At 73.3% G+C, this 22,203-nt stretch carries 21 protein-coding genes; 17 read left to right on the forward strand and 4 right to left on the reverse strand.

Annotated features, from left to right (window positions below):
• Nucleotides 1–42: 42 nt before the first annotated feature.
• The 5 genes from ABFT23_RS05890 (at nt 43) to groL (ending at nt 4,743) form a co-directional block, all read left to right on the forward strand.
• On the forward strand, nt 43–879 hold the full coding sequence (locus ABFT23_RS05890; protein WP_347893288.1) for an SGNH/GDSL hydrolase family protein: 837 nt from the start codon (nt 43–45) through the stop codon (nt 877–879).
• Nucleotides 880–889: 10 nt separating this feature from the next.
• Nucleotides 890–1,732: a TylF/MycF family methyltransferase gene (locus tag ABFT23_RS05895; RefSeq protein ID WP_347893289.1), complete on the forward strand. Its 843-nt coding sequence runs from the start codon at nt 890–892 to the stop codon at nt 1,730–1,732.
• Nucleotides 1,729–2,052, forward strand: a complete 324-nt coding sequence (locus ABFT23_RS05900) for a hypothetical protein (RefSeq protein ID WP_347893290.1) — start codon at nt 1,729–1,731, stop codon at nt 2,050–2,052. Before ABFT23_RS05895 ends, ABFT23_RS05900 begins: the two co-directional genes overlap by 4 nt.
• The gene (locus ABFT23_RS05905) at nt 2,049–2,891 is read left to right on the forward strand and encodes an ATP-grasp domain-containing protein (protein WP_347893291.1); all 843 of its coding nucleotides are present in this window, start codon (nt 2,049–2,051) and stop codon (nt 2,889–2,891) included. The genes ABFT23_RS05900 and ABFT23_RS05905 overlap by 4 nt, the downstream gene beginning before the upstream one ends.
• A gap of 223 nt (nt 2,892–3,114) precedes the next feature.
• Nucleotides 3,115–4,743 carry a chaperonin GroEL gene (gene groL / locus ABFT23_RS05910; RefSeq protein WP_347893292.1) on the forward strand — a complete coding sequence of 543 codons (1,629 nt, stop codon included), beginning with the start codon at nt 3,115–3,117 and terminating at the stop codon, nt 4,741–4,743.
• 242 nt (nt 4,744–4,985) lie between these two features.
• On the opposite strand, the gene ABFT23_RS05915 is transcribed toward groL, so the two are convergent.
• Complete coding sequence (locus ABFT23_RS05915) at nt 4,986–6,935, reverse strand: serine/threonine-protein kinase (protein WP_347893293.1); 1,950 nt, start codon at nt 6,933–6,935, stop codon at nt 4,986–4,988.
• Nucleotides 6,936–7,407: 472 nt separating this feature from the next.
• Here ABFT23_RS05915 and ABFT23_RS05920 point away from each other — a divergent pair, with 472 nt between their 5' ends.
• The 11 genes from ABFT23_RS05920 to ABFT23_RS05970 all read left to right on the forward strand — a co-directional run bounded on the left by ABFT23_RS05920 (nt 7,408) and on the right by ABFT23_RS05970 (nt 18,315).
• A complete protein-coding gene (locus ABFT23_RS05920) occupies nt 7,408–7,965 on the forward strand; it encodes an RNA polymerase sigma factor (protein WP_347893294.1) in 558 nt (185 codons plus the stop codon).
• A complete protein-coding gene (locus tag ABFT23_RS05925) occupies nt 7,962–8,660 on the forward strand; it encodes a hypothetical protein (protein WP_347893295.1) in 699 nt (232 codons plus the stop codon). Before ABFT23_RS05920 ends, ABFT23_RS05925 begins: the two co-directional genes overlap by 4 nt.
• A 28-nt stretch (nt 8,661–8,688) precedes the next feature.
• Nucleotides 8,689–9,267 carry a nucleotidyltransferase family protein gene (locus ABFT23_RS05930; protein ID WP_347893296.1) on the forward strand — a complete coding sequence of 193 codons (579 nt, stop codon included), beginning with the start codon at nt 8,689–8,691 and terminating at the stop codon, nt 9,265–9,267.
• 10 nt (nt 9,268–9,277) lie between these two features.
• Nucleotides 9,278–10,156: an AAA family ATPase gene (locus ABFT23_RS05935; RefSeq protein WP_347893297.1), complete on the forward strand. Its 879-nt coding sequence runs from the start codon at nt 9,278–9,280 to the stop codon at nt 10,154–10,156.
• Between the two features lies 1 nt (nt 10,157).
• A complete protein-coding gene (locus ABFT23_RS05940) occupies nt 10,158–11,273 on the forward strand; it encodes a vWA domain-containing protein (protein WP_347893298.1) in 1,116 nt (371 codons plus the stop codon).
• Entirely contained in the window at nt 11,266–12,390 is a 1,125-nt protein-coding gene (locus tag ABFT23_RS05945) for an XdhC/CoxI family protein (RefSeq protein WP_347893299.1), read from the forward strand. The genes ABFT23_RS05940 and ABFT23_RS05945 overlap by 8 nt, the downstream gene beginning before the upstream one ends.
• 31 nt (nt 12,391–12,421) lie before the next feature.
• A complete protein-coding gene (locus ABFT23_RS05950; protein WP_347893300.1) occupies nt 12,422–13,660 on the forward strand; it encodes a transcriptional regulator in 1,239 nt (412 codons plus the stop codon).
• A 113-nt stretch (nt 13,661–13,773) separates the two neighbouring features.
• Nucleotides 13,774–14,268: a (2Fe-2S)-binding protein gene (locus tag ABFT23_RS05955; RefSeq protein ID WP_347893301.1), complete on the forward strand. Its 495-nt coding sequence runs from the start codon at nt 13,774–13,776 to the stop codon at nt 14,266–14,268.
• A complete protein-coding gene (locus tag ABFT23_RS05960; protein WP_347893302.1) occupies nt 14,265–16,715 on the forward strand; it encodes a xanthine dehydrogenase family protein molybdopterin-binding subunit in 2,451 nt (816 codons plus the stop codon). The genes ABFT23_RS05955 and ABFT23_RS05960 overlap by 4 nt, the downstream gene beginning before the upstream one ends.
• Entirely contained in the window at nt 16,712–17,554 is an 843-nt protein-coding gene (locus ABFT23_RS05965) for an FAD binding domain-containing protein (RefSeq protein WP_347893303.1), read from the forward strand. The genes ABFT23_RS05960 and ABFT23_RS05965 overlap by 4 nt, the downstream gene beginning before the upstream one ends.
• Nucleotides 17,554–18,315: an SRPBCC family protein gene (locus ABFT23_RS05970; protein WP_347893304.1), complete on the forward strand. Its 762-nt coding sequence runs from the start codon at nt 17,554–17,556 to the stop codon at nt 18,313–18,315. Before ABFT23_RS05965 ends, ABFT23_RS05970 begins: the two co-directional genes overlap by 1 nt.
• Nucleotides 18,316–18,356: 41 nt before the next feature.
• Here the strand turns inward: ABFT23_RS05970 and ABFT23_RS05975 are convergent, their stop codons facing one another.
• Nucleotides 18,357–18,746 (reverse strand): DUF2256 and DUF3253 domain-containing protein, encoded by a 390-nt coding sequence (locus tag ABFT23_RS05975; RefSeq protein ID WP_347893305.1) that lies wholly within the window; start codon nt 18,744–18,746, stop codon nt 18,357–18,359.
• 4 nt (nt 18,747–18,750) lie between these two features.
• Complete coding sequence (locus tag ABFT23_RS05980; protein ID WP_347893306.1) at nt 18,751–20,031, reverse strand: MFS transporter; 1,281 nt, start codon at nt 20,029–20,031, stop codon at nt 18,751–18,753.
• Nucleotides 20,032–20,147: 116 nt separating this feature from the next.
• Between ABFT23_RS05980 and ABFT23_RS05985 the strand changes: the two genes are divergently transcribed.
• A complete protein-coding gene (locus ABFT23_RS05985) occupies nt 20,148–21,248 on the forward strand; it encodes a TerD family protein (RefSeq protein WP_347893307.1) in 1,101 nt (366 codons plus the stop codon).
• 28 nt (nt 21,249–21,276) lie between these two features.
• On the opposite strand, the gene rarD is transcribed toward ABFT23_RS05985, so the two are convergent.
• Nucleotides 21,277–22,188: an EamA family transporter RarD gene (rarD, locus tag ABFT23_RS05990; protein ID WP_347893308.1), complete on the reverse strand. Its 912-nt coding sequence runs from the start codon at nt 22,186–22,188 to the stop codon at nt 21,277–21,279.
• Between the last annotated feature and the right edge of the window lie 15 nt (nt 22,189–22,203).

Genomic DNA, 22,203 nt, shown 5'->3' on the forward strand with positions numbered 1-22,203 from the left:
ATCGACACCCTGCGTTCAACCGGTGCTGGTGGACTCCCGGCGATGTCCCGCACGCGCACGATCCTGACCGTCACCGCGGCCGTCGCGACCGGCGCCGCGGCCAGCACCTACGGCGCCCGTGAGCTGCTGCACCGCCAGGCCGCGATCGCCCGCAGGCTCATCGGCAAGCCGCTCGGTGAGACCCCGCCCGACGCCGACCGCGTCTGGAAGCGGTCCTACGGCGACCCCGTCGACCTGCTCATGGTCGGCGACTCCATCGCCGCCGGTCTCGGGGCCGAGCGCCGCAAGGACACCCTCGGGGGCCGACTCGCCAAGGGGCTCGCCCAGCGCACGGGCCGCGCCGTCCGGCTGCGCACGGTCGCCGTCGTCGGCTCGGAGAGCTCGATGCTCGCCGGCCAGCTCGCCACCCTGCCCGACCACTACGCCCCCGACGTCGCCGTCGTCGTGGTCGGCGGCAACGACGTCACCCACCGGGTGCCGGTGGCCGACGCCGCGCGGGCCCTCGAGGAGGCGGTGACCGCGCTGCGCGAGCGCGGTGCGGCCGTCGTCGTCGGCACCTGCCCCGACCTGGGGGCACTGCGACCGGTGCCGCAACCACTGCGCTCGCTGGGCTCGCGCGCCTCGCGCCAGCTCGCGGCCGCCCAGGCACTCGCCACGGTGCGGGCCGGCGGGCACGCGGTCTCGCTGGCCCGGGTGGTCGGACCGTTCTTCATCACCAACCCCGACGAGATGTTCAGCCTCGACCGGTTCCACCCCAGCGCCCTCGGCTACCGCCGGACGGCGTCGGCCCTGCTGCCGTCGGTGCTCACCGCGCTCGGGCTGCGCGACGACGTCCCGTTCGGGCACCACGCCCCGGAGCGTGACCCGCAGGTCGGTTAGCCTTCGGGCCGTGACTGCCACGCCCGTCCCGACCGACAGCGAGGCCGCCGGGCTCTACCTCGACCTCATCGCCAAGATGCTCACCCGCTACGGCTTCGAGGGCCGCAACGTGACCGTGCGGTTCGAGCCCCGCTCCTACGAGAGCTACCTGTGGAACCTCGTGCGCATCGCCACCCGCGACCGCGACGTCCGCGTCGTCGAGTCCGGTGAGTTCGACGCCGAGCGCCGCGAGAACGGCAGGGACTGGCCCGCCGACGCCGAGACGATGGTCGGCATGAAGCGCCTGCTCAACGTGCGCACGTGCCTCGAGAGCGTGCTGGCCGACGGCGTCCCGGGCGACTTCATCGAGACCGGGGCCTGGCGCGGCGGCACCTGCATCTTCGCCCGCGCCGTGCTCAAGGCCCACGGCGTCACCGACCGCACCGTCTGGGTCGCCGACTCCTTCGAGGGCCTGCCCAAGCCCGACGGCCGGTTCGAGGCCGACGCCGGCGACGAGCACCACACCAAGATCGAGCTGGCGATCTCGACCGAGCAGGTCGAGGACAACTTCCGGCGCTACGACCTCCTCGACGACCAGGTCAAGCTGCTGGTCGGCTGGTTCGACGAGACCCTGCCGGCGGCACCGATCGAGCAGATCGCGGTGCTGCGCCTCGACGGCGACATGTACGGCTCGACCATCGACGCGCTCGAGCCCCTCTACGACAAGGTCGCCGTGGGCGGCTACGTGATCGTCGACGACTACGGCGCGGTCAAGGGGTGCGCCCAGGCCGTCCACGACTTCCGCGAGTCGCGGGGCATCACCGACGAGCTGCACCCCATCGACTGGGCCGGCGTCTACTGGCGCAAGTCGTGACCCGCGACCTCGGCACCGACCGGGCCGCCGACTTCGAGGAGAGCCCGCAGGTCAAGATCCGCCGCCTCGAGCGCACGCTCGCCGTCGAGCGCCGGTTCGCGGTGAAGTCGACCCGGCAGCTGCACCGCGTCATCGCCCGCGACCTGCGCGAGGCCGAGCAGCGCGCCGACGCCGCCGAGAAGCGGGCCCGCCGCGCCGAGCGCCGCGCCGAGCGCGCCGAGCGCGAGCTCGCCGAGCTCAAGCAGAGCGCCACCTGGCGGGCCGGACGGGCGGTCGTCGCCCTGCCGTCGCGACTCAAGCGCCGGCGGGGGAGCGCGTGACCGACGTCCTGCTGGCCACCAGCGCCGGCTACCGCGACGGCGAGCCCGGCCACGAGGCCCTCGACGCCGCGCTCGCCGCCCGTGGCGTCTCCGCCGCCTGGGCCGTGTGGGACGACCCGTCCGTCGACTGGTCGGCGGCGGGTCTCGTCTGCGTCCGCTCGACCTGGGACTACCAGCAGCGCCTGCCCGAGTTCCTCGTGTGGGCCGAGGGGGTCGGCCCGTCGCTGCTGCACGGTCTCGACACGTTCCGCTGGAACACCGACAAGTCCTACCTGCTCGACCTCGCCGCACGCGTGCCGACCGTGCCGACCGTGCTCGCCGACGACGACGCCGGCCTGCGCGACGTCGTCAGCGGCCTCGGCGCCGCCGTCGTCAAGCCGCGCGTCGGCGCCGGTGGCGAGGGCCTGGTCGTCGTCCGGCGGGACGACGACCCGCTGCCGGTCGACGGCGGCCCCTGGGTGGTGCAGCCGCTGCTCGACTCGGTGCACGATGAGGGTGAGCTCTCGGTCTTCGTGCTCGACCGGCGCCCGGTCAGCCAGGTGGCCAAGATCGCCCCGCCCGACGACGTCCGCGTGCACGAGGAGTACGGCGGCCGCTCCTCGGTCGTCGCGCTCACGCCCGAGGCCCGCGACCTCGCCGTCGCCGCCGTCGCCGCCACGGCCGAGATCGTCGGCGCCGAGATCGTCTACGCGCGCATCGACCTGCTCCGGCTCGACGGCCGGCTGCACGTCAGCGAGGTCGAGGTCACCGAGCCCGGCCTCTACCTCGACGTCGTCCCCGCCAACGCGGAGGCCTTCGCCGAGGTGGTCGCCGCGCGGCTGCCGTCGTCGCGGGCCTGACGGGTCGGGCGGTCGCGGTCGAGGCGGTCGACCTGGGTTGTCACTCTCGGGGTGCGAGTGCTAAACATGAGGCTGGCACTCTCGCCACGAGAGTGACAATCCGGAACGGTGCCAGCTGAGGCTCCCTCGCGGCGGAGAAGTGATCTGCCGAGAGCGGGGTCGTCCGTCGCGGGCAGCCCACCGAACCGCATCCACCGACTCCCACCAGAGGATCGCAGGAGTTATGCCCAAGCTGATTGCATTCAACGAGGAGGCCCGGCGCGGTCTCGAGCGCGGCATGAACACGCTCGCCGACGCCGTCAAGGTCACCCTCGGCCCCAAGGGCCGCAACGTCGTTCTCGAGAAGAAGTGGGGCGCCCCCACGATCACCAACGACGGCGTCTCCATCGCCAAGGAGATCGAGCTCGAGGACCCCTACGAGAAGATCGGTGCCGAGCTCGTCAAGGAGGTCGCCAAGAAGACCGACGACGTCGCGGGCGACGGCACCACCACCGCCACCGTGCTGGCCCAGGCCATGGTCCGCGAGGGCCTGCGCAACGTGGCCGCCGGGGCGAACCCGATGGGCCTCAAGCGCGGCATCGAGGCCGCCGTGGCCGCCGTCAGCGAGCAGCTGCTCGGCATGGCCAAGGAGGTCGAGACCCGCGAGCAGATCGCGGCCACCGCCACCATCTCCGCCGGCGGCGACAGCACCGTCGGTGACGCCATCGCCGAGGCGATGGACAAGGTCGGCAAGGAGGGCGTGATCACGGTCGAGGAGTCGAACACCTTCGGCATCGACCTCGAGCTCACCGAGGGCATGCGGTTCGACAAGGGCTACATCTCGGCCTACTTCGTCACCGACCCCGAGCGCATGGAGACCGTGCTCGAGGACGCCTACGTCCTCATCGCCAACTCCAAGGTCAGCAACGTCAAGGACCTGCTGCCCCTGCTCGAGAAGGTCATGCAGTCGGGCAAGCCGCTCGTCATCATCGCCGAGGACGTCGACGGCGAGGCGCTGTCGACCCTGGTCGTCAACAAGATCCGCGGCACGTTCAAGTCGGTCGCCGTCAAGGCCCCCGGCTTCGGCGACCGCCGCAAGGCCATGCTGCAGGACATCGCGATCCTCACCGGCGGCCAGGTCATCTCCGAGGAGGTCGGCCTCAAGCTCGAGACCGCCGGCATCGACCTGCTCGGCCAGGCCCGCAAGGTCGTCATCACCAAGGACGAGACCACGATCGTCGAGGGTGCCGGCGACGCCGGTCAGATCGAGGGCCGGGTCAACCAGATCCGCGCCGAGATCGAGAAGTCCGACTCCGACTACGACCGCGAGAAGCTCCAGGAGCGCCTGGCCAAGCTCGCCGGTGGCGTCGCCGTCATCAAGGTCGGCGCGGCCACCGAGGTCGAGCTCAAGGAGCGCAAGCACCGCATCGAGGACGCCGTCCGCAACGCCAAGGCCGCCGTCGAGGAGGGCATCGTCGCCGGAGGTGGCGTGGCGCTCGTCCAGGCCGCCGCCACCGCGTTCGACAAGCTCGACCTGTCGGGCGACGAGGCCACCGGTGCCAACATCGTCCGCGTCGCCACCTCGGCCCCGCTCAAGCAGATCGCGATCAACGCCGGTCTCGAGGGCGGCGTCGTCGCCGAGAAGGTCGCCAACCTCGAGTCGGGCCGTGGCCTCAACGCCGCCACGGGCGACTACGTCGACATGATCGGCGAGGGCATCATCGACCCCGCCAAGGTGACCCGTTCGGCCCTGCAGAACGCCGCGTCGATCGCCGCGCTGTTCCTCACCACCGAGGCCGTCGTCGCCGACAAGCCGGAGAAGGCCGCCCCCGCGGGCGACCCGACCGGCGGCATGGGCGGCATGGACTTCTGAGTCCACGCCTCACCTGCTCCACCTGCTGTACCCAGAACGGCCCGTCCCTCCGGGGGCGGGCCGTTCGGCGTCTGCGGGGGTCGGTGGTCCTGATCGAGCGATCGCGCGGATCCGGCCATGCTGAGCCGGTCCGGTGGCACTGTGCGCGCGATCGCGCGGAGAGTGCCGGTGGTGAGGTCTGAGGGTGGCACTGTGCGCGCAATCGCGCGGAGAGTACCGGTGCCCGAACCCCGGGGAGGGCGCTACCGCTTCCAGCGGAACGAGACGACCATCGGGTCGATCTGGGCGCGGCGCTCGGCCATGGTGTCGACCAGGGAGTGCTGGAACGTCACCCGGTAGAGGAACTTGCCGCGCTGGGCGAGCCAGGTCTCCTCGTAGAACGACAGGTCGTCCTTCGTCGAGTAGTACTCCGCGCGGATGCGCGCCACCCGCTGGCCGTCGAGCCAGGCCGGCTTGAGGCGCTCCTTGTTGCGCAGCTCGATCGTGTCGTCGTTGTCGTCGAGGCCGGTGACCAGGCTGTCGGCAGCGATGTCGAGCAGCGGGATCGTGTCGAGCCGGAAGCCCGGGTCGTTGCGCCGGATGAAGACCGAGGAGTAGTAGCCCTCGAGGTCGTTGTAGTCACGAGCGCCGACGCCCTGGTCGACGCGTCCGGGGTCGATGGTGTCCCAGCCCTCGGGGGCGCGCAGGGAGGCCGGACCGAGCTCGATGCGCACGCCGGTGGCCGCCGGGACGTCGGGGTAGCTCGGTCGAAGGCCCGGCTGCGGCTCGGGCGGCGGGGCGGGCGCCTCGTCGGTGGTGGGGTCGACGGGCTCGGTCGGGTCGGTGGCGTCGCTCGAGGTCGGGTCGGTGGGATCGGTGGAGCCGGTCGTCGGGCTGACGGGCGCCGAGGTCCGGGCCTCGTCAGGGTCGTCGTCGCCCGACGCGGCCACGGCCACGACCACGCCGCCGACGACGAGCAGCACCGCGGCCGCGGCCGCGACGACGACGGCCGCCGTCCGGCGTCCGCGCGGGCCACCCGGGGTCGCGGGACCGGACGGCGCCGAGGGCCCGGACGGCGCCCATGCCGCAGCGTCCGGCAGGGGCAGCCGCGCCTGGGCGAAGGTGTCGGGAACCGGGGCCCGGCCCCACGGGTCGGACGCCGGGGGCGTCGCCGGTGCGGCTGGTGCCGGGGGAGCCGAGGACGGAGGGGTCGGGGTCTGCACGGTGTGGTCGGCGAGGTGGTCGGGCGACGGGTCGACCGGCGGCGCGGTCGGACGCGGCCCCGACGGCTGCGAGGGCCGGGACCCGCCGGTGTCGACGCGCTGCGTCGGGGGCGTGCCCAACGGCACCGCCGGCGCGAGGTCGGGGACGACGGCCCCGTGGGCGAGCCGACCGAGGTCGCGCAGGTCGGTACGCATGGCCTTCGCGTCGGGGTAGCGGTGGGTGGGGTCCTTGGCCATCGAGCGCTGCAGGATCTCGTTGACGGCGGCGGCGACCGGCGAGTTGTCGCGCAGCTGCGGCACGGGTGAGTTGAGGTGCCCCATGCCGATCTCGACGTCGCTGCCGCCGTAGGGCGCGGTGCCGATCAACGAGGTGAACAGCACGCAGCCGAGGGCGTAGATGTCGGACGACGCGGTGGCCGGCTCGCCCCGCAGCCGCTCGGGGGCGAGGTAGGCGAAGGTGCCGGCGACCGAGCCGGGTGCGGTGAGCCCGGGTGCGCGGTCCTGGGCGATGCCGAAGTCGCACAGGTAGACGAAGACCTCGGTGCTGACCTCGCGCAGCAGCACGTTGCTCGGCTTCACGTCGCGGTGGACGACGCCCGCGGCGTGGGAGTCGCCGAGGGCCCAGGCGACCTGCTCGGCGATCTGCGCGGCCTCGGTCGTGGGCACCGGACCGTGACCGCGCAGCGCGTCGGCGAGGTCGCCGCCGGGGACGTACTGCGTGGCGATGTAGAGGCAGCCGTCGTGCTCGCCGTGGTCGATGACCTGGACGACGTGCGGGGAGTCGAGCCGGGCGAGCACGGTCGCCTCGCGCGTGAAGCGCTCGCGGTAGTCGGGCTGCTCGGCCATCTCGGGGGCGAGGACCTTGAGGGCGATGGTGCGTCCGAGGCCGCGGTGCTCGGCGGCGAAGACCACGCCCATGCCGCCCCGGCCGAGCTGTCGCAGGATCCGGTAGCTGCCGAAGTCCTCCCCGACGGAGGGAAAGCGCGCCACGGGGACCTCCCACCAGTGCTCGACCAAGTGCGCAGAACGTGCCCGAAGCCTCTCACGCCCGGCCCGGGTCGAAACGTCACAGGTCCCGTCATCTGTGGACACCCGTCCCGGATCTGTGGACACCCGTCCCGGATCTGTGGACACCCGTCCCGGATCTGTGGACACCCGTCCCGGCCGACCACCCTGCGCCGGCACTCTCGGCGCAATCGCGCGCACAGTGCCACCGGGACGGTCCGACGCCGGCACTCTCGGCGCAATTGCGCGCACAGTGCCGCCGGGACGGTCCGAGCCTGGCACTCTCGGCGCAATCGCGCGGAGAGTGCCACCGGGACGGTCCGACGCCGGCACTCTCGGCGCAATCGCGCGGAGAGTGCCACCCGAACGAGCCACCCGACGAGCCACCCGACGAGCCACCCGAGGAGCCGCCCGACCAGACGTCAGCGGGCCCGGGCGCCTGTGACACGGTGGAGCCGTGACCTCACCGGCCCGCCGCGAGCGCTTCGAGGCGATCGCGGCCGACGTCGTCGACCCGCTGCGGCGCTTCCTGGTCCGGCGCACCGACGCCGCCACGGCCGACGACGTGCTCGCCGACGTGCTGCTCGTGTGCTGGCGCCGGGTCGACGACGTGCCGGCCGACCCGCTGCCCTGGGCCTACGGCGTCGCGCGCCGGTGCCTGGCCAACCACGAGCGCGGGCAGCGGCGTCAGCGTCGTGTGGCCGGGCGGGTCGCGACCCTCGACCCGCCGGCCGAGACCGTGCCGGCCGCCGACGACGACGCGGGGGCCGCCGTCCGTGACGCGCTCGCCACCCTGCCCGAGCGCGACGCCGAGCTGCTGCGCCTGTGGGCGTGGGAACAGCTGACGCCGGCCGAGATCGCCGTCGTCCTCGACATCACCGCCAACGCCGCGAGCATCCGCCTGCACCGGGCCCGCGCCAAGCTGCGCGCGGCGCTCGAGACGTCGGCGACGCTGCGACGAAAGAGCGGCGCCGGTGCCGGACATGAGGAGTCGACGGAGGGGAGGACGCCATGACCGAGCACGACGACCGTGAGCTCGAGGCGCTGCTGCGCGCGGCTGACCCGGCGTCCGACCTGCCACCCGCCGACCCGACCCGGGTGGCGCGACTCCTGGAGGACACCATGACCGACCCGCAGCCCCACGCGTCCCGCACCGACGGTGCGCCACACCGCGGCCGGGCCACCTGGCTGGCCGCGGCGGTCGCCGCGCTGCTCATCGGCGGCGGCGTCCTGTTCGCCGCCACCCGCGGCGACGACGGCCCCGCGCCGTCCGCCGGCGACGCACCCAGCGACGCGACGACGCCGTCCGGCGACGGCGACGTCAACGGCGCGACGGGTGCGACCGACGGGCCGCCGACGGTCACCGAGCTCACGGCCGCCGGTGCCGCGCTGCAGACCAAGTGCATGGTGCCGACCGAGTCGCCCCAGGTCGTCGCCGGTCAGGAGACCGTCTTCGACGGCGTCGTCGAGTCCGTCAGCGGCAGCACGGTGACGCTGGTGCCCTCGAAGTTCTACGCCGGCCAGGCCACCGACCTCGTCGTGGTGCAGGCGCCCGGCGCGGAGATGGAGGCGCTGTTGTCGGCGGTGTCGTTCGAGGAGGGCGAGCGCTACCTGGTCGCCGCGACCGACGGCCGGGTCACGCTGTGCGGCTTCAGCGCGCGCTGGTCCGAGGCCCTCGCAGCCACCTACGCCGAGGCCTTCCCCGGCTGAGCCCGGCCTCGCGTGCCAGGCTGGGCCGGTGACCACCGGGCTGCTGCTGGCCGCCGGCGGCGGGTCCCGGATGGGCCGGCCCAAGGCGCTCGTGCGCGACGACGACGGCACCTCGTGGCTGGTCCGCAGCGCCGCGGTCCTGCGCGACGGCGGGTGCTCGCGGGTCGTCGTGGTGCTCGGGGCGGCCGCCGACGAGGCGCGGCAGCTCGTCCCCGAGGGGTGCCGGGTCGTGGTGGCCGACGACTGGGCGAGCGGCATGGCCGCCTCGCTCTCGACCGGTCTCACCGCGCTCGGCCCCGACGACGGCGACGTCGCCGTCGTCACGCTGGTCGACCTGCCCGACGTCTCGGCCGACGTCGTCCGACGGGTGCTCGCGGCGGCGTCCGGGCCGGGGTCGCTGGCCCGTGCGGTCTACGCCGGCCGGCCGGGCCACCCGGTGCTCATGGGCCGCCACCACTGGACGCCGGCCGCCACCGCGGTCTCGGGCGACGAGGGGGCGAAGGCCTACCTGCACGAGCACGGGTGCGCGGCGGTCGAGTGCGGCGACCTCGCGACGGGCCGCGATGTCGACGCGAGACCAACCCCGGACCAACAACGACCCGACTAGGGTCGCCGGAATGCACACGTCGTCCCCCGCCGAGGTCGCTGAGCGTCTGGGAGCCACCGGCTACCTCTGCGACGACGACCTGGCGACGGTGGCGTTCCTGGCCCTGGAGATGGAGCGTCCGCTGCTCCTCGAGGGCGAGCCCGGCACCGGCAAGACCGCGCTGGCCGAGGCGCTCGCGACGGCGCTCGACGCCCCGCTGGTGCGGCTGCAGTGCTACGAGGGGATCGACGCCACGCAGGCGCTCTACGACTGGGACTTCCCGCGGCAGGTGCTGCACCTGCGGGCCCTCGAGGCGACCGGCGGTGCGGGGGCCGACGTCGAGGAGGCCGAGAAGAGCCTCTACGACGAGCGCTTCCTCCTCGCCCGACCCGTGCTGCAGGCACTGCAGCAGAGCCCGGCGGTGCTGCTGGTCGACGAGGTCGACCGCGCCGACGACGAGTTCGAGGCGTTCCTGCTCGAGGTGCTCTCGACCTACCAGGTCTCGATCCCCGAGCTCGGCACGGTCGCGGCCGCGACGCCGCCGGTCGTCGTCCTGACCTCCAACCGCACGCGCGAGCTGCACGACGCCCTCAAGCGGCGCTGCCTCTACCACTGGATCGACCACCCCGGTCTCGACCGCGAGGTCGCCATCGTCCGCTCGCGCGCGCCCCAGGTGTCCGAGGCCCTCGCGGCGCAGGTGGTCGGCGTCGTCCAACGCCTGCGCACCGACGTCCCCCTGGAGAAGCCGCCCGGCGTCGCCGAGACCCTCGACTGGGCGCGCGCCCTGCACCACCTCGGCACCACCACGCTCGACCTCGCGTCGTCGGCGCGCACGCTCGGCGCGCTGGTGAAGTACCGCGAGGACGCCGACCGCGTGCAGCAGGCCCTCGACCTGATGCTGCGGGCCTGACGTGCCCGAGCCCGACGCCTACCTGCTCGGCTTCGCCCGGGCGCTACGGGCCGCGGGGGTGCCGGTGACGCACGACCGGTCGGCGGCCTTCCTCGAGGCCACCGCCCTCGTCGGCCTCGACGACCGCGCCGCCACCTATGCCGCCGGTCGCGCCACCCTCTGCTCGTCGCCCGACGACCTCGCCCGCTACGCGCAGGTCTTCGAGGCCTGGTTCGACGCCAAGGCCGGGCTGCCACGCGAACGTCCGGCGGCGCCGTCGCGCCCGGTGCGGTCGCAGCTCTCCCTGAGCGAGGGCGGCGCCGACGGTGACGACGACGGCGAGCATGACGACGTCGTCCGCGCGCTCGCCAGCGAGGTCGAGGTGCTGCGCCACCGCGACGTCGCCACCATGACCGCCGCCGAGAAGCACCGCCTCGCTGCGCTGTTCACCACCCTGCGGCCACGTCCGCCGCTGCGGCGCACGGTGCGCCAGGAACCGTGGCGCCGCGGCCGGGTCGACACCGCACGCACCCTCCGGGAGTCGTTGCGCCTGCACGGCGAGCCGGCGCCGATCCGGTGGCGGCACCGTCGCGACCGGCCGCGCCGCGTCGTCCTGCTCGTCGACGTCTCCGGCTCGATGAGCGCCTACGCCGACGCGCTGCTGCGCCTCGCCCACACCCTCACCCAGGAGATCGGACGACGCGGCGGCGTCGTCGAGACCTTCACCGTCGGCACCCGCCTCACTCACCTCACCCGTGCGTTGCGCACCCGCGACGCCGAGCGGGCCCTGGTCGCGGCCGGCACCGCCGTCCCGGACTGGTCGGGCGGCACCCGGCTCGGCGAGACCCTGCGCGTCTTCGCCGACCGCTGGGGACGCCGGGGCATGGCCCGCGGCGCCGTCGTCGTGGTGTTCAGCGACGGGTGGGAGCGCGGCGACCCCGAGCTGCTCGGCGAGCAGGTGCGGCGGCTGCGGGCGGTCGCCCACCGCGTCGTGTGGGTCAACCCGCACCGCGGCAAGGCCGGCTACGAGCCGGTGCAGCAGGGAATCATCGCGGTGCTCCCGCACGTTGACCACCTCGTGGCCGGACACACCCTCGCGACCTACGCCGAGCTGACCGAGGTGATCGCCCGTGCGTGACGTGCTGCGCGAGCTGATGGCGTGGTGGGAGGCCGGCGAGACCGTCGGCGTCGGCACCGTGGTGGCCACGTTCCGCTCCGCCCCCCGCCCGCCCGGCGCCTCGATGCTGGTCGGCCCCGACTCCACCGCTGTTGGCTCGGTCTCCGGGGGGTGCGTCGAGGGGGCCGTCTACGAGCTGGCTTCGTCGGTCATGGAGTCCGGCAAACCCGTGCTCGAGCGCTACGGCGTCTCCGACGACGACGCCTTCGCGGTCGGGCTCACCTGTGGAGGCATCCTCGACGTCTGGGTCGAGAAGGTCTCCCGCGAGACGTTCCCCGAGCTCGCCGAGGTCGTGGCCGACGTCGAGGCGGGCCGGCCCGTCGCCCTCGCCACCGTGATCGAGCACCCCGACGCCGCCCGGCTCGGCACCCGCGTCGTCGTCCGGCCCGACGACGCCGAGGGCGAGGGCGCCCGCCTGTGGTCCGACCGGGCCACCGACGCCGTCCACGACGACGTGCTGGGCCTGCTCGCGAGCGGGACCAACGCGACGCTGACCTACGGTCCCGACGGCGAGCGCCGGGGCGAGGGGATGCGCGTCTTCGTGTGGGCGTTCGCCCCGAAGCCGCGGCTGCTGGTCTTCGGCGCGATCGACTTCGCCGCCGCCGTCGCCCGGGTCGGCTCGTTCCTCGGCTACGACGTCACGGTCTGTGACGCCCGCCCGGTCTTCGCCACCACCAGCCGCTTCCCTGACGCCGACCGCGTCGTCGTCGACTGGCCGCACCGCTACCTCACCGCCGAGCAGGAGGCCGGTCGCATCGACCAGCGCACGGTGATCACGGTGCTCACCCACGACCCGAAGTTCGACGTCCCGCTGCTCGAGGTCGCGTTGCGCCTGCCCGAGGTCGCCTACGTCGGCGCGATGGGCTCGCGCCGCACCCACGACGACCGCATGGCCCGCCTGCGCGAGGCCGGGCTCGACGACGGCGAGCTGACCCGCCTGTCGAGCCCGATCGGGCTCGACCTCGGCGCCCGCACGCCCGAGGAGACCGCGATCAGCATCGCCGCCGAGTTCATCGCCGGACGCTGGGGCGGCACGGGCGAGCGGCTCGCGACCCGAGAGGGCCGCATCCACGGGTGACCGGTGTCACAGGGCGAGGTAGCCTCGCCGCATGCCGGCCCCCGAGCTCGACAGCCGCAAGCGCGAGTGCCTCCATGCCTGGACGGCGTTCGTCGAGCACGGCGACGCGGCCGAGTCCGTCGTGCGGCCCGAGATCCGGACGAGCTGGGCGCGCTCCGAGGCCGCGGTCGACCGGGGGCTGACCGCCGCACCGCTGGCCGACGAGTCCGAGACCTCGGCCATCTGGCGCGACTCGCCGCTGCAGGTCGCCGTCGAGCGGGTCGAGTCCGAGCTGCGACGCACGGCCGAGGACGGCGACCTCGTGCTCGCCGTCACCGACCCCGACACCCGCATCCTGTGGACCTACGGTGGCCGGGTCATGCGCCGCAAGGCCGAGACGGTCAACTTCGTCGCCGGCGGCCGCTGGGACGACGAGTCGGCCGGCACCAACGCCCTCGACCTGGCCAACCGGCTCGACGAGCCGTCGATGGTCTTCAGCGCCGAGCACTACGCCTCGATCGTGCACAACTGGGTGTGCTGGGCGGCGCCCGTGCACGACCCCGCCACCGGACGCCGCCTCGGCGTCATCGACCTCTCGACCACCTGGGACCGCACCCACCCGATCGGCCTGGCTACCGCGCGCGTCATGGCGCGGCTCATCGAGACCGCGCTGCCCCGCTCGGCCCACCACCCGACGGCGCAGCCGATCGACGAGACCGGCGACCCCGGTCTGGTGATGACCCTCCTCGGCACGGCCGAGATCCGCCACGACGGGCAGCGGCTGCTGCTCAACCGCCGCCAGACCGAGGTGCTCTCGCTGCTCGCGCTGCACCCCGAGGGCCTCTCGCTCGAGCAGCTGCACGCCCTCGTCTACGGCGACCAGGCCGTGACGTTCTCCACCCTCAAGGCCGAGGTCTCGCACCTGCGAGCGGCCCTCGGCGGCCAGCTCTCCTCGCGGCCCTACCGCCTCACCATGCCGGTCGCCACCGACGTCGAGCACGTGCTCACGCTGCTGCGGCACGGACGCGTGGCCGACGCCGTCGACGCCTACGGCGGCGACCTGCTGCCCGGCACCAACTCGCCGGCGCTGGCCGAGCTCGGCGACTACGTCGCGGTCGCCGTCCGCGAGGCGCTGCTCGCCGACCCCGACCCCGACGCCGTGCTCACCTACGCCGAGCGGTCGCCCTACGACACCGCTGTGCTCGAGCGCTGTCTCGACGCGCTCGGCGCCCGGCCGCACCCGGCCAAGCCGCTGCTCAAGGCACGGCTGGCAGCGGCGACCCGCGACTAGGTACTCGCTGCGTCGGCCCGGTCGGCTCGTACCCAACCCACGACCAACCGGGCCCGCCTAGCGTGAGCGGGGTCACAGCCCGCTGGCTGCCACCCGTGCGCAAGGGAGAGCTCATGACCCGGATCAACCTCACCGTCGACGGCGCGAAGGTGGCCGACGACGTCGAACCTCGGATGCTGCTGGTGCAGTACCTGCGCGAGAAGCTCGGCAAGACCGGCACCGTCGTGGGGTGCGACACGAGCAACTGCGGCGCGTGCACGGTGCACCTCGACGGCACCAGCGTGAAGTCGTGCAACGTGCTCGCCGTCCAGGCCGACGGTGGCGAGGTGACCACGATCGAGGGTCTCGCCGACACCGTCGAGGGCGACCTGCACCCCGTGCAGGAGGCGTTCCGCGAGTGCCACGGCCTGCAGTGCGGCTACTGCACCCCGGGGATGATCATGCAGAGCGTCGCGCTGCTGCAGGAGAACCCGTCGCCGTCGGAGGAGGAGATCCGCCTCGGCCTCGAGGGCAACCTGTGCCGCTGCACGGGCTACCACAACATCGTCAAGGCCGTGCAGCAGGCGAGCGGGGCCACCGCGGGCGCGACCAGCGAGGTGAGCGCATGACCGCCGTCGCCGACGCCCCCGAGGGCCTCGAGAAGGAGATCGGCAAGGAGCGCCGCCGCAAGGAGGACCAGCGCCTCATCACCGGCCGCACCCGCTGGACCGACAACCTCGTCGTCCCGGGCACGCTGCACCTCGCCATGGTGCGCAGCCCGTTCGCGCACGCCACCATCACCTCGATCGACGTCAGCGCGGCCAAGGCGGCCACCAACGTCGTCGACGTGCTCACCTCGGAGGACCTCGGTGAGGCGCAGGGCGTGTGCATCAACGCCTGGCCCATCACCCCCGACCAGGTCGCGCCCACCCACCTGCCGATCGCGCAGGGCCGCGTCGCGTTCGCAGGCGAGATCGTCGCCGTGGTCGTGGCGCGCAGCGCCGCCGAGGCGCGCGACGCCGCCGAACTGGTCGACGTCGAGTACGACGAGCTGCCCGCCGTCGTCGGCATCAAGCAGGCCATGAAGGACGAGGTGCTCGCCCACCCCGACCTGGGCACCAACAAGTCGGCGCTGTGGGTCTTCGACTCCGCCGAGGCCGGCACCGGCGGCAGCGCCGACGACGCCATCGCCCAGGCCCGCACCGACGGCATCGTGATCGAGCGCGAGTTCCGCCAGCAGCGGCTGATCCCGGCGTTCATGGAGCCGCGCTCGGTGCTGGTCGACCCGACCGGCGAGCAGATCACTGTGTGGTCGGCCACCCAGATCCCGCACATCCTGCGCTTCGCGCTGGCGGCCACGACCGGCGTCCCGGAGTCGAAGATCCGGGTGATCGCGCCCGACGTCGGCGGCGGGTTCGGCGGCAAGCTGCAGCAGACGCCGGAGGAGATGATCGCCTTCGCCGTCGCGCGCCGGCTCGGCAAGCCGGTCAAGTACACCGAGACCCGCAGCGAGTCGCTGGTCGCCGCCCACCACGGCCGCGACCAGTGGCAGAAGCTCACGCTCGCGGCCGAGAAGGACGGCACGGTCACCGGCCTCAAGGTCGAGCTCGAGGCCGACCTCGGCGCCTACGTGGCCATCGTGGGCGGCGGCGTCCCGGTGCTGGGCGCCTTCATGTTCAACGCGATCTACAAGTTCCCGGCCTACCACTTCGCCTGCCAGACCGTGCTGACCAACACCACGTTCACCGACGCCTACCGCGGCGCTGGGCGACCCGAGGCGACGTTCGGCATCGAGCGGATGATGGACGAGCTGGCCGCCGAGCTCGGCGTCGACCCGCTCGAGGTGCGCGAGAAGAACTGGATCACCCACGAGGAGTTCCCGTTCACGACCGTGGCCGGGCTCGAGTACGACTCCGGCAACTACGAGGCCGCGACGGCCAAGGCCAAGGAAATGTTCGGCTACGACGCGCTGCGCGCCGAGCAGCGCGAGCGGCGCGAGCGCGGCGACACGGTGCAGCTCGGCCTCGGCATCTCGACCTTCACCGAGATGTGCGGTCTCGCGCCGAGCCGCGTGCTCGGCTCGCTCGACTACGGTGCCGGCGGCTGGGAGCACGCCTCGGTGCGCATGCTGGCCACCGGCAAGGTCGAGGTCGTCACGGGTGCCAGCGCCCACGGCCAGGGGCACGAGACGGCGTTCAGCCAGATCGTCGCCGACCGGCTCGGCGTCGCGTTCGACGACGTCGAGGTGCTGCACGGCGACACGCAGATCGCCGCCAAGGGCCTCGACACCTACGGCTCGCGCTCGCTCGTCGTCGGCGGCGAGGCGCTCGTGCGGGCCGCCGACAAGGTCATCGAGAAGGCGCTGCCCATCGCTGCCCACCTGCTCGAGGCCAGCGTCGACGACGTCAAGTTCCACGAGGGCTCGTTCCAGGTCGTCGGCACCGACGCCAAGATCGCTCTCGGGGAGGTCGCGACCGCGACGTTCGCCGCGCACAACCTGCCCGACGGCGTCGAGCCGTCGATCGACGCCGACGCCACGTTCGACCCGGTGAACTTCAACTACCCTCACGGCACCCACCTGTGCGCGATGGAGGTCGACACCGAGACCGGTGCCGTGCGGATGCGCAAGTACACCTGCGTCGACGACATCGGCAACATCATCAACCCGCTCATCGTGAGCGGTCAGGTGCACGGCGGCCTCGTGCAGGGCATCGCGCAGGCGCTGTGGGAGGAGGCGGTCTACGACGAGCAGGGCACGCTCGTCTCCGGCTCGTTCGTCGACTACCTGCTGCCGACCGCGGCCGACACGATCAGCTTCGAGGTCGAGCACACCACCACGCCGGCGCTCACCAACTCGCTCGGCACCAAGGGCGTCGGCGAGGCCGGCACCATCGCCTCGACCCCGGCCGTCGTCAACGCCGTCGTCGACGCCGTGCGCCACCTCGGCGTCAACGACATCCAGATGCCCTGCACGCCCGAGCGCGTGTGGACGGCGATCAACTCGGCCGGGTCCGGCCGCGAGACGGAGGACTCGGCCATGCCCCACTTCGAGGGCCAGGAAGGAGCGGAGTCATGATCCCCGCCGCGTTCGACTACGTCGCCCCCACCTCGGTCGAGGACGCCCTGTCCGCCCTCGCCACGCACGGCGACGACGCCAAGATCCTGGCCGGTGGCCAGAGCCTGCTGCCCGTGCTGCGCATGCGGCTCAACGCCCCCGAGGTCGTCATCGACCTCGGCCGCATCGACTCGCTGCGCGGCGTCCGCGACGACGGCGACGCGATCGTCATCGGAGCCATGACCCAGCACGCGGTGGTCGGCTCCGACCCGCTCGTCGCCGAGCACGCGCTGCTGATCAGCAAGGCGGTCGAGCACCTCGCCGACGCCCAGATCCGCCACCGGGGCACGTTCGGCGGGGCGCTCGCCCACGCCGACCCGGCCGGCGACCTCGGCGCGCCGGCGCTCGCGCTCGGGGCGGAGTTCGTCATCGCCGGGCCGGGCGGCACCCGCACGGTGCCGGCCACGGAGTTCTTCGTCGACCTCTTCGAGACCGCGATCGGCGACGACGAGATCCTCACCGAGGTGCGCGTGCCCAAGCACACCGGTTGGGGCGCGCACTACGAGAAGTTCGTGCGGGTCGCGCACCAGTGGCCCATCGTCGCGGTGGCCGCCACGGTCAAGGGCTCGCTCGGCTCGCTCGACGACGTCGCGATCGGCCTGACCAACATGGGCTCCACGCCCATGCGGGCCGCCGCCGCCGAGGACGCGCTGCGGTCGGGCCAGGACCTCGCCGCGGCCGCCGAGCTCGCCGCCGAGGGCACGAACCCGCCGTCCGACCTCAACGGCGCGGCGTCCTACCGCACGCACCTGGCGAAGGTGCTCACCCGCCGTGCGGTTACGGCAGCGGCGGGCGGCTGATGGACCTCACCCACCGCTTCTCGGTCCCGACCCCGGTCGAGGAGACCTGGGCGCACTTCCAGGACATCGCCGGCCTCGCGGAGTGCTTCCCGGGGGCCCAGGTCACCTCCGCCGACGGCGACACCTTCGCGGGCTCGGTCAAGGTCAAGCTCGGCCCGATCGCGCTGGTCTACAACGGCACGGGCACGTTCGTCGACAAGGACGACGCCGCCCACACCTTCAAGGTCGACGCCAAGGGCAAGGACAAGCGCGGCAACGGCACCGCCGGCGCCAAGGTGTCGCTGTCGATGACGCCCGGCACCGGCGCCTCCGACGGCGGCACCGACGTCGAGGTGCTCACCGACCTCGCCATCACCGGCAAGCCCGCCCAGTTCGGCCGCGGCGTCATGCAGGACGTCTCCGACAAGCTGCTCGGCCAGTTCGTCGCCTGTCTCGAGCAGCGGCTCTCGGCCCCGTCGGCCCTCGCGACGACGCCGGCCGAGCCGGAGACGGAGCAGCCGGTCGGCACCGACGCCGGCAACGACGGCGAGGCCGACGCGCCCAGCCGGGCGCCGCAGGAGCCGACCCCGTTGGCCGACGCGGCCGCGGCGGCGACGGCGCCCAAGCGGGCCGAGTCGTACCCGCGACCGGCCGCGGCCCCGCAGGACGACTCCCTCGACCTCGGTGCCGCCGTCCTGCCGGTGCTGGCCCGGTCGTACTGGAAGCAGGGGCTCGGGGCGCTCGTCGTCCTGCTGCTCGTGTGGCGGTGGGCGCGCCGCTAGTCGTACCAGGTCGCGCTGGCCCGTCGTCGGTGGACGGCGGGTCAGCGCGTCCGGCGGACCCGGATGGCGCCCTTCGCGGTGGACGGGTCGACGACCGAGCCGCCCTGGGTGATCTCGACGTCGCCCGCGGCCACGAGCCGGCGCGCGGCGCGGCGGGCCGGCTCCATCAGCTCGCGCCAGGCGTCGTCGCCCTCGAGACCGCGCGAGGCGGCCACGGCTCGGGCCGCCTCCGACGGGCAGATGGTCTTGCCGGCCGCGCGGTCGTCGAGCAGGTCGAGGATCGAGGCCTCGAGGGCGCGGTCGACGTCGGTCACCTTGCGACGGCGACAGGCGTCGGAGCAGTAGCGGACGTCGTCCCAGGAGCGCTCCCACTTCTTGCGCCACTCGATGCGGCGCCCGCACGAGGCACAGGTCTTCGGCTCGGGAGGCACCTGTTCATGATGACGCGGTGCCGTTCACCCCTGGAGGTAGTCGGGGCTCGACGACGGCGACCGAGAGCCAGGCGGTGAGCACGGAGCCGACCACGAGGATGCCGATGTAGGCCTCGGACAGGCCATGGTCGATGAGGAAGCCGGCGAACGGCGGCGCGACGATCGAGGGCAGGTTGAACGACGCCGAGCTCAGCGCGTTGTAGCGCCCGCGGAGGTGGTCGGGGGCGAGGTCGTTGACCAGCGCCGGGATCGTGGGCTGCAGCAGGGTCTCGCCGAAGGCGAAGACCGAGGCGAAGGCCGCGACCAGCAGCGTGGCGCCCACCGTGCCCGGCACCAGGCCCGCCGAGCCGAGCACCAGCCACGCGAGGGCCCAGACCCCGCCCATGGCGGCGATGACGCGGGTGCGCCGCAACCCGTCGATGTGGCGCAGCACCACCAGCTGCAGGACGACGATGACCGCCGTGTTGGCCGCGAACGCGAAGCCCAGCCCGCGGGTCGAGACCTCACCGACGGCACGGGCGAAGGCCGGCATGCCGGTGTTGAGCTGGGAGTAGCCCACGAAGGCGCCGACGAAGCTGAGCAGCAGCAACGGCCGCACCGCGGGACGGCGCAGCACCTGGAGGTAGCCCACCACCTCGACGTCGGCGTCGGGGTGGGCGACCGGGCGCCCGGCGACGTGGCGCAGCGGCCCGAGCAGGAGCGCGAGCGCGGGCAGGTAGCTGACGGCGTCGCCGAGGTAGATGGCCTGGAACGACCTCACGTGCTCGACGTCGACGACCAGACCGCCGACGATGCCGCCGACGCCGATGCCCAGGTTGAGCAGGGCGAAGTTGACCCCGAAGTAGCGCTGCCGGATCTCGCGGGGCACCACGGCGGCGACGAGGCTCTGGGTCGCCGGCCACGAGATGCCGAACGCGACGCCGGTGAGACCGAGGCCCACCAGCGCGACCGGGATCGAGTCGGCGAACGCCAGCGCCGTGTTGCCCGAGACCATCAGCAGCAGCGTGACCACGAGCACCACCCGCGCGCCGAGCCGGTCGATCGCGGCCCCGGCCGGCCCGGTCATCACGAACCCCGCGAGCGGGGGGAGAGCCAGCATCAGCCCGACGTCGCTGAGCGCGAACCCGCGGACCTCGGTGAGGTAGACGACGTGGAAGGGGAGCACCAGACCGGTGCCGACGAACTCGATGGCGACGATCGACAGCAGCAGCCGGCCCTCGCGCGGCAGGTCGTGCCAGAACGCCGAGAGCCCCGGCCGCGGCGGTGCGGTGGGTGTGCTGGTCATGGTCCCGGCAGTCTGGCAGCGGACACCGACAGTCTCCGAGCCGATATCGGACCGGTCACGGCGGGTGACCGGGTGACGACGGTTGCGGCTCGGCCCGCACGGATAAGGTCCAGGACATGACCGGTCTCACCGACCCCGGCCTCCCCGCCGACCACCCGCGCGCCGTCTACCACGCCCACGTCACCTCGACCGAGACCGTCACCTGGTTCTCCACCGCGGTGGGCGTCGAGACGCTCGTCGCCTACGTGCTCGGCCTGCTCGAGGTCGCGCCGGGCGACGTCCGCCCCGACCCGCAGGGCTACGCCACGACCGCCGACGGCAGCCTGCGCCTCACCGCGCTGCAGGGGCCGGGCGGCGTCGCGCTCACGGTGCACGGCGCCGACTCCGCCGGCGTCGCCCGCGTCGGTGCCGCCCAGTCGCGCGAGGCGCAGGCGATGATGGCCGCGATGGGCCGCGGCGAGAGCGGCGCCAACCCGGCCCAGGCGCGGTGGGCACCGATCGTCGACGGCCAGGTACGCGGCGACTTCGCCGGCTCGCCGGTCGTCGACGTCCTGAACGGGGCCGACGTCGTCCCGGTCGTGCGGCAGGCCTCGCCGGCCGCCGTCCCGCCGCCGCCGGCCGCCGGCGCCCCCGCGGCCCGCGGCGTCGTCAGCCTGCAGAAGGGCGGCAACATCTCGCTCACCAAGCAGGTCGCGTCGTTGACGGCGATCACCGTCGGTCTCGGCTGGGACGTCCGCACCACCACCGGCACCGACTTCGACCTCGACGCCTCGGCCATCGTCTGCGGCGAGAACGGCAAGGTCCTCAGCGACCAGTACTTCGTGTTCTTCAACAACCTCACCTCGCCCGACGGCACCGTGCACCACACCGGCGACAACCTCACCGGCGAGGGCGACGGCGACGACGAGGTCATCGAGGTCGACCTCGCGCACCTGTCGCCGCAGGTCGAGCGCATCGTGTTCCCGGTCTCGATCTACGACGCCGACAAGCGCCGTCAGAGCTTCGACCAGGTCTCCAACGCCTTCATCCGTCTCGTCAACAAGGCCGACGGCGCCGAGATCGCCCGCTACGACCTCTCCGAGGACGCCCACGGCGAGACCGCGATGATCTTCGGCGAGGTCTACCGCCGCGACGGCGAGTGGAAGTTCCGCGCCGTCGGCCAGGGCTACGCCTCCGGGCTGTACGGCATCGCGAAGGACTACGGCGTCAGCGTCTAGCCACCCCGGGCAGGCCTGGTCGGCGTCGTCAGGCGGCCGCGGTGGCCGCCGCGGCGAGCGCCAGCTGGCGGCGGCGGTGCCGCACCGCCTCGATGGTGAAGACGACCAGTGCGGCCCACACCAGCGCGAAACCGGCCCAGCGGCCCGGCGTCATCGTCTCGTCGAGGACCAGCAGGCCGAGAGCGAACTGGATGGTCGGCGCGAGGTACTGCAACAGCCCGAGCGAGACCATGGAGACCCGGGTGGCCGCGGCGCCGAACAGGATCAGCGGGACGGCGGTGATGACGCCGGCGCTCATCAGCAGCAGCGCGTGCCCGGGGCCGTCGGAGACGAAGTGGCCGTCGCCACCCGCCTCGAGCGCCACCAGGTAGACCAGCGCGAACGGCGCCAGCACGGCGGTCTCGAAGGTCAGGCTCTCGACCGCGCCGACGTCGGCCTTCTTCTTGGCCAGCCCGTAGGTGCCGAACGAGAACGCCAGGATGATCGCGATCCAGGGCGGACGCCCGTAGTCGACGGCCAGCACGCACACCGCGACGAGGCCCACGCCGAGAGCGACCCACTGCCACCGCCGCAGCCGCTCGCCGAGCACGAGCACGCCCATGAGCACGGTCACGAGCGGGTTGATGAAGTAGCCCAGGGACGCCTCGAGGACCCGGCCGTTGTTGACGCCGTAGATGTAGGTCGCCCAGTTGCTGGTGATCGTGACCGCGGCGACGACGAGCAGCAGCCGCACCCGGCGGTCGGCGACCAGGGCCCGTAGGTGCGAGCCGCGACGCAGGAGCACGACCAGCACGGCGAGCGTGAGCACCGACCAGACGATCCGGTGCGCCAGGATCTCGACGGCGCCGCCCGGCTCGAGCAGCGGCCAGTAGAGCGGGAACAGCCCCCACAGGCCGTAGGCAGCCACCCCGAGGGCCAGCCCGCGTCGTCCCTCCGTCACGTCAGGACACTAGTC

This window comes from Nocardioides secundeburneus (assembly GCF_039939255.1).
Classification (GTDB): domain Bacteria; phylum Actinomycetota; class Actinomycetes; order Propionibacteriales; family Nocardioidaceae; genus Nocardioides.

Excerpts from the sequence above, each read along its gene's own strand:
- ABFT23_RS05890 (WP_347893288.1), top strand. The coding sequence starts at position 43 with ATGTCCCGCACGCGCACGATCCTGACCGTCACCGCGGCCGTCGCGACC.
- ABFT23_RS05925 (WP_347893295.1), top strand. The coding sequence starts at position 7,962 with ATGACCGAGCACGACGACCGTGAGCTCGAGGCGCTGCTGCGCGCGGCT.
- ABFT23_RS05935 (WP_347893297.1), top strand. The coding sequence starts at position 9,278 with ATGCACACGTCGTCCCCCGCCGAGGTCGCTGAGCGTCTGGGAGCCACC.
- ABFT23_RS05950 (WP_347893300.1), top strand. The coding sequence starts at position 12,422 with ATGCCGGCCCCCGAGCTCGACAGCCGCAAGCGCGAGTGCCTCCATGCC.
- ABFT23_RS05985 (WP_347893307.1), top strand. The coding sequence starts at position 20,148 with ATGACCGGTCTCACCGACCCCGGCCTCCCCGCCGACCACCCGCGCGCC.
- groL (WP_347893292.1), top strand. The coding sequence starts at position 3,115 with ATGCCCAAGCTGATTGCATTCAACGAGGAGGCCCGGCGCGGTCTCGAG.
- ABFT23_RS05960 (WP_347893302.1), top strand. The coding sequence starts at position 14,265 with ATGACCGCCGTCGCCGACGCCCCCGAGGGCCTCGAGAAGGAGATCGGC.
- ABFT23_RS05955 (WP_347893301.1), top strand. The coding sequence starts at position 13,774 with ATGACCCGGATCAACCTCACCGTCGACGGCGCGAAGGTGGCCGACGAC.
- ABFT23_RS05970 (WP_347893304.1), top strand. The coding sequence starts at position 17,554 with ATGGACCTCACCCACCGCTTCTCGGTCCCGACCCCGGTCGAGGAGACC.
- ABFT23_RS05965 (WP_347893303.1), top strand. The coding sequence starts at position 16,712 with ATGATCCCCGCCGCGTTCGACTACGTCGCCCCCACCTCGGTCGAGGAC.
- ABFT23_RS05980 (WP_347893306.1), bottom strand. The coding sequence starts at position 20,031 with ATGACCAGCACACCCACCGCACCGCCGCGGCCGGGGCTCTCGGCGTTC.